Origin of the sequence: Pseudomonas lini (assembly GCF_030812475.1) — a bacterium.
GTDB lineage: Bacteria > Pseudomonadota > Gammaproteobacteria > Pseudomonadales > Pseudomonadaceae > Aquipseudomonas > Aquipseudomonas lini_A.
Genome location: NZ_JAUSSR010000003.1, coordinates 410184 through 422158 on the forward strand (window position 1 = coordinate 410184; position 11975 = coordinate 422158).

13 protein-coding genes are annotated in these 11975 nt (G+C 59.8%); 10 read left to right on the forward strand and 3 right to left on the reverse strand.

Annotated features, from left to right (window positions below; genetic code table 11):
* The first annotated feature begins 26 nt into the window (after window positions 1-26).
* From J2W17_RS08280 to J2W17_RS08305, 6 genes are all read left to right on the forward strand, one after another.
* Window positions 27-935, forward strand: a complete 909-nt coding sequence (locus J2W17_RS08280; protein WP_064679358.1) for a carbohydrate ABC transporter permease — start codon at window positions 27-29, stop codon at window positions 933-935.
* Complete coding sequence (locus tag J2W17_RS08285) at window positions 928-1773, forward strand: carbohydrate ABC transporter permease (protein ID WP_307332050.1); 846 nt, start codon at window positions 928-930, stop codon at window positions 1771-1773. Before J2W17_RS08280 ends, J2W17_RS08285 begins: the two co-directional genes overlap by 8 nt.
* A gap of 3 nt (window positions 1774-1776) precedes the next feature.
* Window positions 1777-2937 carry an ABC transporter ATP-binding protein gene (locus J2W17_RS08290; RefSeq protein WP_307332055.1) on the forward strand — a complete coding sequence of 387 codons (1161 nt, stop codon included), beginning with the start codon at window positions 1777-1779 and terminating at the stop codon, window positions 2935-2937.
* 23 nt (window positions 2938-2960) lie between these two features.
* Complete coding sequence (locus J2W17_RS08295; RefSeq protein ID WP_307332058.1) at window positions 2961-3131, forward strand: hypothetical protein; 171 nt, start codon at window positions 2961-2963, stop codon at window positions 3129-3131.
* A gap of 24 nt (window positions 3132-3155) precedes the next feature.
* Window positions 3156-4502, forward strand: coding sequence for a carbohydrate porin (locus J2W17_RS08300; protein WP_307332061.1), 1347 nt, complete (start codon window positions 3156-3158; stop codon window positions 4500-4502).
* A gap of 115 nt (window positions 4503-4617) precedes the next feature.
* Window positions 4618-5472 carry a D-hexose-6-phosphate mutarotase gene (locus tag J2W17_RS08305; protein WP_307332065.1) on the forward strand — a complete coding sequence of 285 codons (855 nt, stop codon included), beginning with the start codon at window positions 4618-4620 and terminating at the stop codon, window positions 5470-5472.
* Window positions 5473-5622: 150 nt separating this feature from the next.
* Here J2W17_RS08305 and J2W17_RS08310 read toward each other — a convergent pair whose 3' ends face one another.
* Window positions 5623-6483, reverse strand: coding sequence for a MurR/RpiR family transcriptional regulator (locus J2W17_RS08310; protein WP_307332409.1), 861 nt, complete (start codon window positions 6481-6483; stop codon window positions 5623-5625).
* A 238-nt stretch (window positions 6484-6721) separates the two neighbouring features.
* Between J2W17_RS08310 and zwf the strand changes: the two genes are divergently transcribed.
* The 3 genes from zwf to J2W17_RS08325 are packed head-to-tail and all read left to right on the forward strand — an operon-like array spanning window position 6722 to window position 9574.
* Window positions 6722-8191: a glucose-6-phosphate dehydrogenase gene (zwf, locus tag J2W17_RS08315; protein WP_307332068.1), complete on the forward strand. Its 1470-nt coding sequence runs from the start codon at window positions 6722-6724 to the stop codon at window positions 8189-8191.
* The gene (gene pgl / locus J2W17_RS08320; protein ID WP_307332071.1) at window positions 8178-8891 is read left to right on the forward strand and encodes a 6-phosphogluconolactonase; all 714 of its coding nucleotides are present in this window, start codon (window positions 8178-8180) and stop codon (window positions 8889-8891) included. The genes zwf and pgl overlap by 14 nt, the downstream gene beginning before the upstream one ends.
* Window positions 8892-8908: 17 nt before the next feature.
* Complete coding sequence (locus J2W17_RS08325; protein WP_307332074.1) at window positions 8909-9574, forward strand: bifunctional 4-hydroxy-2-oxoglutarate aldolase/2-dehydro-3-deoxy-phosphogluconate aldolase; 666 nt, start codon at window positions 8909-8911, stop codon at window positions 9572-9574.
* A 264-nt stretch (window positions 9575-9838) separates the two neighbouring features.
* Here J2W17_RS08325 and J2W17_RS08330 read toward each other — a convergent pair whose 3' ends face one another.
* Window positions 9839-11020, reverse strand: a complete 1182-nt coding sequence (locus J2W17_RS08330; protein ID WP_307332077.1) for an aminotransferase class V-fold PLP-dependent enzyme — start codon at window positions 11018-11020, stop codon at window positions 9839-9841.
* A 36-nt stretch (window positions 11021-11056) separates the two neighbouring features.
* Window positions 11057-11293 (reverse strand): DUF3820 family protein, encoded by a 237-nt coding sequence (locus J2W17_RS08335; protein ID WP_128870220.1) that lies wholly within the window; start codon window positions 11291-11293, stop codon window positions 11057-11059.
* 203 nt (window positions 11294-11496) lie between these two features.
* Between J2W17_RS08335 and J2W17_RS08340 the strand changes: the two genes are divergently transcribed.
* Window positions 11497-11964, forward strand: a complete 468-nt coding sequence (locus J2W17_RS08340) for a ferritin-like domain-containing protein (RefSeq protein WP_307332086.1) — start codon at window positions 11497-11499, stop codon at window positions 11962-11964.
* Window positions 11965-11975: the final 11 nt, after the last annotated feature.

Consider the following 11975-nt stretch of genomic DNA (forward strand, 5'->3'; position numbering starts at 1 on the left):
CTCACTTCTTCACCTGGATTATCCCGATGAGCTCTGTGGCGGTTTTCAGCAAAGCCTCACCGTTCGATGCGCTGCAACGCTGGTTACCCAAGTTGGTACTCGCGCCGAGCATGCTGATCGTGCTGGTTGGCTTCTACGGTTACATCATCTGGACATTCGTACTGTCCTTCACCAATTCCAGCTTCATGCCGAGCTACAAGTGGGTCGGCCTGCAGCAATACATCCGCCTTATGGACAACGATCGCTGGTGGGTCGCGAGCAAGAACCTCGCGCTCTTCGGCGGCATGTTCATCGGCATCAGCCTGGTGCTGGGGGTGTTCCTCGCGGTGCTGCTGGACCAGCGCATTCGCAAGGAAGGTTTCATTCGCACCGTGTACCTGTACCCGATGGCGCTGTCGATGATTGTCACCGGTACCGCATGGAAATGGTTGCTCAACCCGGGCCTGGGCCTGGACAAGATGCTGCGTGACTGGGGCTGGGAAGGCTTCCGTCTCGACTGGCTGGTGGATCAGGATCGCGTGGTGTATTGCCTGGTGATCGCCGCCGTCTGGCAAGCTTCCGGATTCGTGATGGCGATGTTTCTCGCCGGGCTGCGCGGGGTCGATCAATCGATCATCCGTGCCGCACAGGTCGATGGTGCGAGCCTGCCGACCATCTACTTGAAGATCGTGCTGCCGAGTCTGCGCCCGGTGTTCTTCAGCGCCTTCATGATCCTCGCGCACATCGCAATCAAGAGCTTCGACCTGGTGGCGGCCATGACAGCAGGCGGCCCGGGCTACTCGTCCGACCTGCCGGCGATGTTCATGTATTCCTTCACCTTCAGCCGCGGTCAGATGGGCATTGGTTCGGCCAGCGCCATGATGATGCTCGGTGCGATCCTGGCGATTCTGGTGCCGTACCTGTACTCCGAATTGCGAGGTAAACGCCATGAGTAATCAACTCGCAAAACCGGCGATCAGCTTCAGCCGCATCGCGATCTACGCCACCTTGTTGTTGGCCGCCGCAATCTACTTGATCCCGTTGGTGGTGATGCTGCTGACCAGCTTCAAATCCCCGGAAGACATCCGCACCGGCAACCTGCTGAGCTGGCCGACCGTGATCGACGGCATCGGCTGGATCAAGGCCTGGGACACCGTTGGCGGCTACTTCTGGAACTCGGTGAAAATCACCGTGCCGGCGGTTCTGATCTCGACCTTCATTGGCGCGATGAACGGTTACGTGCTGTCGATGTGGCGCTTCCGCGGTTCGCAGTTGTTCTTCGGCCTGCTGCTGTTCGGCTGCTTCCTGCCGTTCCAGACCGTGCTGCTGCCGGCCTCGTTCACCCTCGGCAAGTTCGGCCTGGCCAACACCACCACTGGCCTGGTGCTGGTGCACGTGGTTTACGGCCTGGCCTTCACCACGCTGTTCTTCCGCAACTATTACGTAAGCATTCCGGATGCGCTGGTCAAGGCGGCACGCCTGGATGGCGCAGGCTTTTTCACGATTTTCTGGAAGATCCTGCTGCCGATGTCGATCCCGATCGTGATGGTCTGCCTGATCTGGCAGTTCACCCAGATCTGGAATGACTTCCTGTTCGGCGTGGTCTTCGCCAGTGGCGACGCCCAGCCGATTACCGTGGCCCTGAACAACCTGGTCAACACCAGCACCGGGGCCAAGGAATACAACGTTGATATGGCCGCCGCGATGATCGCCGGGCTGCCGACACTGCTGGTCTACATATTCGCTGGCAAGTATTTCCTGCGTGGGCTGACGTCCGGCGCGGTCAAGGGGTAGAACATGGCAACTCTCGAATTACGCAATGTCAACAAGACCTATGGCGCCGGTTTGCCGGACACCCTGAAGAATATCGAGCTGAAGATCGATGACGGGGAATTCCTGATCCTGGTCGGCCCGTCGGGCTGTGGTAAATCCACGCTGATGAATTGCATCGCCGGCCTGGAGAACATCAGCGGCGGGGCGATCCTGGTGGATGACGCCGACATCAGCGGCATGAGCCCGAAGGATCGCGACATCGCCATGGTGTTCCAGTCCTACGCGCTGTACCCGACCATGAGCGTGCGCGACAACATCGCCTTCGGCCTGAAGATTCGCAAGATGCCGACCGCCGAAATCGACGAAGAAGTCGCTCGCGTGGCCAAACTGTTGCAGATCGAACATTTACTCAGCCGCAAACCCGGCCAGCTCTCCGGTGGCCAGCAACAGCGCGTGGCCATGGGCCGTGCCCTGGCGCGGCGGCCGAAGATCTACCTGTTCGACGAACCGCTGTCCAACCTCGACGCCAAGCTGCGGGTCGAGATGCGTACCGAAATGAAGCTGATGCACCAGCGTCTGAAAACCACCACGGTCTATGTGACCCACGACCAGATTGAAGCCATGACCCTGGGCGACAAGGTGGCGGTGATGAAGGACGGGATAATCCAGCAGTTCGGCACACCGAAAGACATCTACAACAACCCCGCCAACCTGTTCGTGGCGAGCTTCATCGGTTCGCCGCCGATGAACTTCATCCCGCTACGTTTGCAGCGCAAGGAAGGTCGTCTGGTGGCGCTGCTCGACAGCGGTCAGGCGCGCTGCGAATTGCCATTGGGCATGCAGGACGCCGGGCTCGAAGACCGCGAAGTGATCCTCGGCATGCGCCCGGAGCAGATCGTGCTGGCGGGCAGCGAGCCGAACGGTTTGCCGACCATCCGCGCCGAAGTCCAGGTCACCGAACCGACCGGTCCCGACACCCTGGTGTTCGTCAACCTCAACGAGACCAAGGTCTGCTGCCGCCTGGCGCCGGACGTTGCACCGGCCGTGGGCGAGACCCTGACCCTGCAGTTCGATCCGTCGAAAGTGTTGCTGTTCGATGCGAAAACCGGTGAGCGGCTGGGGGTTGCCGGCCTGCCGAAAACCGAGGCCCACACTGCCAATGTGGCGCAGTTCAAAGGCCGCTGAAGAACAAAACTGTAGGAGCGAGCTTGCTCGCGATGGACGCCAACGATTACGCGTTTTTTCTGGATAAACGCGTCGCCCTTGAGACCATCGTCGGAACGCCGCCCGGAGCAAGCTCGCTCCTACAGGGGGAATCTGCGGTGGATGGCCTGTCATCCGCCGCAACCGATGTCACCGCGTTAGATAAAAAAAGTTAATAACAATAAAACGAGGATGTAGGGATGAAGAAGAACAACAACGCTCAGCTTATCTGCCAGTTATCAGCGATTGCGGCCATGACGCTGGCCGGCAGTGTGCAGGCGGCTGACGCGTTCAGCGCCGATTCCGAATGGATGACTGGTGATTGGGGGGGTGAGCGGACCCGGCTGATCGAGCAGGGTATCGACATCAAGATGGACTACGTCGGCGAAGTGGGTGGCAACCTCCACGGTGGCTACAACAACGACAAGACGGCGCGTTACGCTGACCAGTTTGGCCTGGGCGTGGCGTTGGACCTGCAAAAGCTGTGGGGCTGGGATAACACCCAGGCCAAGATCCAGCTGACCAATCGTAATGGCGAGAACATCTCCAATGACCGTGTCGGCGATCCGCGTGCCGGCACCTTGAGTTCCTCCCAGGAAGTCTACGGCCGTGGCCATATGGTCCGTCTGACCCAGTTGTGGATCAAGCACCAGTTCCTCGAAGGAAAACTGGACGTCAAGGCCGGTTACTTCGGCGAAGGCGAAGACTTCAACACCTTCCCTTGCGAGTTCCAGAACCTGGCGTTCTGCGGTTCCCAGGTCGGTAACTGGGCGACCAATATCTGGTACAACTGGCCGGTCAGCCAGGCCGCGATCCGCGTGAAGTACAACATCTCGCCCGAGTTTTATGCGCAGATCGGCGCCTACAACCAGAACCCGTCGCAACTGGAACACGGTAATGGCTTCAAGCTCAGCGGCAGTGGGACCAAGGGCACGGTGTTGCCGGTCGAACTGGTCTGGTTGCCTAACCCGAACAACCTGCCGGGCGAATACCGTGTCGGTTACTACAAAAGTACGGCCAAGGCCGATGACGTTCGTGAAGACGAAAACGGCAATGATGCGGCCACCAGCGGCAACGCCTACCGCAGCCACAGCAGCAAGTCCGGCTACTGGTTCGTGGCGCAGCAACAACTCACCAGCCACAACGGCGACGCGTCCCGCGGCCTGAACATCGCCGCCAACGCCACGTTCCATGACAAGGACACCAACCTGGTCGACAACTACCAGTCGCTGATGTTTGTGTACAAGGGCCCGTTCGATGCGCGTCCGAAAGATGACATGGGGATCGGTTTCGCCCGCATCCATGTCAACGATGACGTGAAGAAGAACGCCGAGCTGGTCAACGCCTCCAATGGAGTTTCCGACTACCAGGATCCGCTGTTCTCGCCACTGCGTGACACCGAGTACAACTACGAGATCAACTACGGCTTCCACGTCACCAATTGGCTGACAGTACGACCTAACCTGCAATACATCACGCACCCGGGCGGTGTCGATGAAGTTGATAACGCACTGGTGGCCGGTTTGAAAATTCAGTCGGTGTTCTAACGTTGTTGCGATAAGCTCTTCTCCATGTGCGCATTTTTGCGGACGGCCAAGGCTGTCCGCTTTTTTTTGGGGCGGCGCACCCCGGGGAACAGGATGATTTTCAGGACCGTGGCACATGCATGAGCATCCGCTACAACGCTTCTTCAAGTCCTTGCGCGAACGGCCGGTATTCGCCTGGGAGCGCTATCAGATGCGCGATGTGCTGGTGATCGATCATCCGCTGTGTCAGGCGGTGTTCAGTCGGCAGGGCGCGCAGTTGTTGCACTTTCAGCCCCGGGACCAGAAACCCTGGCTCTGGTGCGCAGCCAAATGGCCGCATGTGGGGGCGATTCGGGGTGGGGTGCCGGTGTGCTGGCCCTGGTTCGGGCGCCATCCCAGCGAAAACGCCTGGCCGTCCCACGGCTGGGCCCGGCTGCTCGACTGGAAGCTGCTGGACAGTAGCAGTGACGACGATGGCGTGCGTCTGCACTGGCAACTGCAGTTGTGTGACTGGCAAGTGGACTTGCATGCGCACCTGGGCGATCGCATGGAGTTGCGCCTGTGCACCGAGCATCAGGACAGCCTGCCGTGCCAGTTGAGCCAGGCGTTGCACGCATATTGGCGTATTGGTGACGTTGGCGAGGTAGCGCTGTCTGGGCTTGAGGGGGCGCACGGCTACGACCATTTGAATCGCCAGGTTTGCCAGCAGGAAGGCGAGTTGCGAGTCGAGGGCGGCTGTCAGCGAGTGTTTCAACAGGAAGGGGAGTTGCAACTCAACGACCACGCCTGGCAGCGCGCGTTGTGCATCGACACCGGTGACGATGCGGACACGGTGGTCTGGCATCCCGGGTCGCGGCCGTTGCTGGGGGTGAGCTGGAATGAGATGGGTGAGTTTGTCTGTGTCGAAGCGGCGACCGGCGGTACCGACAGCCTGAGCCTGGCGCCGGGGCAGAAGGCGCATTTGAGTTTGCAGGCGAGGGTTGGGGTTTAGTTCTGAATCTTGCGGTGTCTGGGCTGGCCCCATCGCTGGCAAGCCAGCTCCTACAGTGTCCGCGTCGAGTACAAAAATTGCGACCGCCGCTGAACCTGTAGGAGCTGGCTTGCCAGCGAAGAGGCCCTGACAGGCAATGAAGATGCCGGCCTAGTTGAACTCATCCCCAATCGGATACCGACTGGCATTCAGGCTTTCCTTGATCTTGCGCAAATGCGGCTGGAAATCCACGCCCCGGCGCAAGGTCATGCCGGTCGCCAGCACGTCCAGCACGGTCAGCTGAATGATCCGCGACGTCATCGGCATATAGATGTCGGTGTCTTCCGGCAACGGAATGTTCAGGCTCAAGGTGCTGGCCTTGGCCAATGGCGAACCTTCAGCGGTCAAGCCCAGCACCGAAGCGCCGTTTTCCCTGGCCAGGCGCGCCACTTCCACCAGTTCACGGGTGCGGCCGGTGTAGGAAATGATCACGAACAACTCGCCGGTGTGGGCGACCGAAGCAATCATGCGCTGCATCAGCACGTCCGCATGGGCGGTGACCGCCAGGTTGAAGCGGAAGAATTTGTGCTGCGCGTCCAGCGCCACCGGAGCCGAGGCGCCGAGGCCGAAGAAGTGGATCTGCCGGGCCTGGATCAACAGGTCGACGGCGCGGCTGATCAGGTTCGGGTCCAGCGCCTGCAAGGCACTGTCCAACGAGGCGATGGCGCTGCCGAAAATCTTCTTGGTATAGGCTTCCGGATTGTCATCGGCCTCGACCGCACGGCTGACATAGGCCGCGCCACTGGCCAGGCTTTGGGCCAGTTGCAGTTTCAGCTCGGGGTAACCGCTGACGCCGAACGAACGGCAGAAGCGGTTGACCGTCGGCTCGCTGACCTTCGAGGCCTGGGCGAGGGCGGCGATGCTGAACCGGGTGGCCTGCTGTGGGTTGAGCAGGATCACTTCGGCTACTTTGCGTTCTGCCTTGTTCAGGTCTTCAAGGCGACTCTGGATCTGCTCAAGTAAATTTCGCACGCGGTCCATACAGGTTCCTTAGCTCCACACACAAGAGAGCAATGCAAATAAGGGCCCGGCTATGCAATTTGGGACTTTGATCGGGCCCGTCACGGTGGCCTATCCTACTGGTGGCTCCTATCGACCACCACTCGCAATGTCTATTTTGCTAAAATGTTGTGGTTATTACTACATTTTCCCTTGAATGATGCCTTGAAAAAAGGTATTTGTAGCTTAACTTGATAAAAGAACAAACATCATGCCTTCGATTACGGTTGAACCGTGCACCTTTGCCTTGTTTGGCGCCCTCGGCGATCTTGCCCTGCGCAAGCTGTTTCCTGCCCTTTATCAGCTCGATGGCGCAGACCTGCTCCATGAGGATACGCGCATCATCGCGCTGGCCCGTGAACCCGGCAGCGAGCAACAGCATCTGGCGTTCATCGCCGCCGAGTTGCGCCGCTACGTCAATGACAAAGAGCTGGACGAAGCGGTGGTCGAACGCTTCCTGGCCCGCCTGAGCTACCTGCACGTCGATTTCCTCAAGGCTGACGACTACGTCGCCCTGGCCGAAATGGCCGGCAGCGCCCAGCGCGTGATCGCCTACTTCGCGACACCGGCAGCGGTCTACGGCGCGATCTGCGAGAACCTGTCGAAGGTCGGTCTGACTGAAAACACCCGCGTGGTGCTGGAAAAACCCATCGGTTCGGACCTTGAATCCTCGCGCACGGTCAACGACGCCGTAGCGCAGTTCTTCCCGGAGAACCGCACCTATCGCATCGACCATTATCTGGGCAAAGAGACTGTACAAAACCTGATCGCCCTGCGTTTCGCCAACAGCCTGTTCGAAACCCAGTGGAACCAGAATTACATCTCCCACGTGGAAATCACCGTGGCGGAGAAAGTCGGGATCGAAGGCCGTTGGGGCTACTTCGACAAGGCCGGTCAGCTGCGGGACATGATCCAGAATCACCTGCTGCAACTGCTCTGCCTGATCGCCATGGACCCGCCGGCCGACCTGTCCGCCGACAGCATCCGCGACGAGAAAGTCAAAGTCCTCAAGGCCCTGGCACCGATCAGCCCTGAAGGCCTGACCACGCAAGTGGTGCGCGGCCAGTACATCGCCGGCCACAGCGAAGGCAAATCGGTGCCCGGTTATCTGGAAGAGCCGAACTCCAATGCCCAGAGCGACACCGAAACCTTCGTCGCCCTGCGTGCCGACATTCGCAACTGGCGCTGGGCCGGGGTGCCGTTCTACCTGCGTACCGGCAAGCGCATGCCGCAAAAGCTGTCGCAGATCGTCATCCACTTCAAGGAGCCGTCGCACTACATCTTCGCGCCGGAGCAGCGCTTGCAGATCAGCAACAAGCTGATCATCCGCCTGCAACCGGACGAAGGCATCTCCTTGCGCGTGATGACCAAGGAACAAGGCCTGGACAAGGGCATGCAACTGCGTAGCGGTCCGTTGCAGCTGAATTTTTCCGATACCTGGCGCAGCGCACGGATTCCCGATGCCTACGAGCGGTTATTGCTGGAAGTGATGCGCGGCAATCAGAACCTGTTTGTCCGTAAAGATGAAATCGAAGCCGCGTGGAAGTGGTGTGACCAGTTGATCGCCGGGTGGAAGAAATCCGGTGACGCGCCCAAGCCGTACGCGGCCGGGTCCTGGGGACCGATGAGCTCCATTGCACTGATTACGCGGGACGGGAGGTCGTGGTATGGCGATATCTGAATTGAAACTGCCTCAGGGCGTCAGCGCCCATGAGTTCAAGAGCCCGGTGCTGCTCGCTGAAGGCCTGGCGCTGAATGTGGCCAAGCAATTGAGCGATGCGATCGACGCCAGAGGTACCGCAACGCTGGTGGTCTCCGGGGGGCGCAGCCCGGTGGCGTTTTTCCAGCACCTGGCCAGGCAGACGCTGGACTGGTCCAACGTCGTGGTGACCCTGGCGGACGAGCGTTGGGTGCCGGTGGAACACGCCGACAGCAATGCCGGTCTGCTCAAGCGCTACCTGTTGCAAGGCCCGGCGGCCAAGGCTCAGTTCTTGAGCCTCTACAGCGCCACCGCCAATCTCGAACAGGCGGCCGAGCAGGCTGATCGCTTGTTGGGCGAATTGCCACCGATCGACGTGCTGATCCTCGGCATGGGCGACGACGGGCACACCGCCTCGCTGTTCCCGAACAGCCCGAACCTGGCCGACGCCTTGAAAGTCGACGGCAGCCGTCGCTGCTGGCCGATGCTGGCGCCGACGGTGCCGCATCAGCGCCTGACCATGAGTCGCGCGCTGCTGGCTTCGGCGAAGAACACCGTTCTATCGATTTCCGGTCAGTCCAAGCTGACCACCCTGAGTGCCGCATTGGCCGGTGACGATGTCGCCGCCATGCCGATTCGCGCGTTTCTGCAACCTACGTTAGAGATTTACTGGTGCCCATGAGCCAAGGATCAGCCGCTATGACAAACACATCCCCGACCGTTTCCATGGTGGACAAAGTTGCCCTGATCGACAGCCTCTGCGCCAAGGCGCGGATCCTGCCAGTTATCACCATCGCTCGCGAACAGGACATCCTGCCGCTGGCCGACGCCCTCGCGGCCGGTGGCCTGACCGCCCTGGAAGTGACCCTGCGTTCGCAGTTCGGCCTCAAGGCCATCCAGGTTCTGCGCGAGCAGCGTCCGGAGCTGGTGACCGGCGCCGGTACTGTATTGGATCGCAACATGTTGGCGGCTGCCGAAGCCGCGGGTTCGCAGTTCATCGTCACGCCGGGCATCACCCGTGACCTGCTCGAAGCCAGCGTCGACAGCCCGATCCCGCTGTTGCCAGGCATCAGCAATGCCTCGGGCATCATGGAAGGCTATGGCCTGGGTTATCGCCGTTTCAAGCTGTTCCCGGCGGAAGTCAGCGGCGGCGTGGCAGCCATCAAGGCCTTGGGCGGCCCGTTCGGCGAAGTGAAATTCTGCCCGACCGGCGGCGTCAGCCCGGCCAACATCAAGAGCTACATGGCGTTGAAAAACGTGATGTGCGTGGGCGGTAGCTGGATGCTTGATCCCGAGTGGATCAAGAACGGCGACTGGGCCCGCATTCAGGAATGCACCGCCGAGGCCCTTGCGCTGCTGGACTGATCGGCTTTCACCAAACACCTCGTTGTGTGTTCTACGGCTTTACGGTGCGCTTGGTCGGTGCACCGTTTTTTTTTGCCCGCAAAAAAACCTCTGTAGGAGCGAGCTTGCTCGCGATGGTCGTTAACGATAACGCGTGTCTACTGGTTAAACGCGGCGCCCTGTAGGAGCGAGCCTGCTCGCGAAGGTCGTTAACGATACCGCGTGTCAACTGTTTAAACGCGGCGCTCTTGAGACCTTCGCGAGCAGGCTCGCTCCCACAAGGTATCAACGCAGCTCCGTCAGCGCCCGGATCAATAGATCAATGTCTGCTGCAGTGGTAGTGAAGCCCGGCGTGATGCGAATGCACGGACCGCTCGCGGCCCCGCTGCGCGCGATGGTGAACAGGTTGTAGTCCTTGAGCAACCGCTCGGCCATCGCCTGTTGATCGGCATGCCGGGTAAAACGCATCGACGTGATGCCGCAATACAGGCGCGGGTCCTCCGGGGTCATGACTTCGATGCCCGACAATTCGCGTACCGCGCGGACCCAGCGGTTGCGCAGGTAATTGAGGCGTGCGCCCTTGGCGGCGGCACCGCCCATGGCCCGATGTTCCTCGAACACCAGTGGCAGGGTCAGCAACGCCGGGATGTTGGGCGTGCTGTGTGGCGTGCGGGCGCGAATGTCCGTGGGGGGGAAGTGCATCTCGCCCATGTCCGGGTCGATGTCGCCCAGGCGCTCGGGGCTGATGTAGATGAAACCGAGGGTCAGCGGCGCACCGATCCATTTGTGCAGGTTGTAACCCGCGAAGGCGATTCCCAGGTCTTCGAGGTCGAATTCGATCTGGCCCAGCGCATGGGCGCCGTCGAGAATGACATCGACTCCGTATTCCCTGGCGGCTGTGGCAATCGCCTTCACCGGCATCACCAGGCCCGTGCGATGGGTAACGTGGGTCAGGGCCATCAGTTTCAGGCGCGGATAACGTACGAAGGCTTCGCGGTAGGTGGCCAGCAAACTGTCGAAACTGGCAGGGTGACGGTGTTCGACCTCGATCACCTCGACCCCGCGATAGCGCGCCAGCCAACGCATGGCGCCCTTGACCGTGTCGTATTCCAGATCGCAGATCAGCACCTGGTCGCCTGGCTGAAGGCGATTGTAGTTGCGGATCAACGATTGCAGTCCGTCCGTAGCGTTGCGGGTGAGGGCAACGCTGTCGGCGGGTACGCTCACCAGTTCGGCCACTTGCGCACGGATTTCCAGGCTTTCGTCCCGATCGAAGCGTTGGCGCACGTGCACCGAATTGCTGCGGTTGATGAGTTCGATGTTGCGCTGGTATTCCTCGACCACCGTGCGCGACATGCGTCCGAAGTAACCGTTCTCCAGATTGACCGGGCCAGGTTCGACAGCATAGCGGTCGGCAAAGGTCAGCCAGAAAGCTTCATCACGGGCGCGGCGGGTGTTATCGGGCATGGGGTTACTCAATCAGGGGCTGGTGAGCGGGAAGTTTCAGTGCCGAGGGGCAGGTTTGCCATGTTTGGCGCGTAGCGGTTCGAGCAACTCCGACAGGCCGTTGTGATCGATTTCCTGCATAAGGGCCAGCAAACCACCGAGTTCGCCGTGGGGGAAGCCTTCCCTGGCGAACCAGTTCAGGTATTGGCCGGGCAGGTCGGCAATGATTCGACCCTTGTATTTGCCGAAGGGCATTTCACGGGTTACCAACAGTTCGAGCTTTTCAGGATTCATCTATCAGCCGTCTGGATTCAATCAATCTGGAAAATACAGGCATTCTGCATGCAGGCCAAATGACAGATCATGCAAAAAACGCGGATACAGATTTACCTGATAAACATAACTATTTGAAAAATAAGGATTAAGTGATCAATTCAAAGCTGGCATGCAGGGTGCAATAGCTACTACATCTTTCATCAACCCGCGAGGAATTGAAAATGACCGACATGAATAAAGAAGCCATCTCTGTACTCAACGACCTGATCGAAACCAGCAAAGACGGTCAGGAAGGGTTCAAGACGTGCGCTGAAGACATCAAGAATCCGGAACTGAAATCGCTGTTCGTGCAGCGTTCCGCCGATTGCGCCACCGCGGCGTCCGAACTGCAAGCAGCCGTGCGTTCGATGGGCGGCGATCCGGAAACCTCCACCAGTGTCAGCGGTGACCTGCACCGTCGCTGGGTCGATGTGAAGTCCATGTTCACCGGCAAGGATGAAGAAGCCGTGCTGAATGAAGCCGAGCGTGGTGAAGACCATGCGCTGAAGGCTTATAAAGAAGCCCTGGAAAAAATCACCAAGCATAATCTGGTCGGCATTCGTGACCTGGTTGAACGTCAGTACCATGGCGTGCAACGCAATCACGACCAGGTCAAAGCCCTGCGTAACCAGGCTCGCGCGCGCTCGTAAGCGCCCTTTGT

What these genes read in the sequence shown, in the direction of transcription:
- J2W17_RS08280 (WP_064679358.1), top strand. Translation starts at nt 27, where the DNA reads ATGAGCTCTGTGGCGGTTTTCAGCAAAGCCTCACCGTTCGATGCGCTG.
- J2W17_RS08285 (WP_307332050.1), top strand. Translation starts at nt 928, where the DNA reads ATGAGTAATCAACTCGCAAAACCGGCGATCAGCTTCAGCCGCATCGCG.
- J2W17_RS08290 (WP_307332055.1), top strand. Translation starts at nt 1,777, where the DNA reads ATGGCAACTCTCGAATTACGCAATGTCAACAAGACCTATGGCGCCGGT.
- J2W17_RS08300 (WP_307332061.1), top strand. Translation starts at nt 3,156, where the DNA reads ATGAAGAAGAACAACAACGCTCAGCTTATCTGCCAGTTATCAGCGATT.
- J2W17_RS08305 (WP_307332065.1), top strand. Translation starts at nt 4,618, where the DNA reads ATGCATGAGCATCCGCTACAACGCTTCTTCAAGTCCTTGCGCGAACGG.
- zwf (WP_307332068.1), top strand. Translation starts at nt 6,722, where the DNA reads ATGCCTTCGATTACGGTTGAACCGTGCACCTTTGCCTTGTTTGGCGCC.
- pgl (WP_307332071.1), top strand. Translation starts at nt 8,178, where the DNA reads ATGGCGATATCTGAATTGAAACTGCCTCAGGGCGTCAGCGCCCATGAG.
- J2W17_RS08325 (WP_307332074.1), top strand. Translation starts at nt 8,909, where the DNA reads ATGACAAACACATCCCCGACCGTTTCCATGGTGGACAAAGTTGCCCTG.
- J2W17_RS08330 (WP_307332077.1), bottom strand. Translation starts at nt 11,020, where the DNA reads ATGCCCGATAACACCCGCCGCGCCCGTGATGAAGCTTTCTGGCTGACC.
- J2W17_RS08335 (WP_128870220.1), bottom strand. Translation starts at nt 11,293, where the DNA reads ATGAATCCTGAAAAGCTCGAACTGTTGGTAACCCGTGAAATGCCCTTC.
- J2W17_RS08340 (WP_307332086.1), top strand. Translation starts at nt 11,497, where the DNA reads ATGACCGACATGAATAAAGAAGCCATCTCTGTACTCAACGACCTGATC.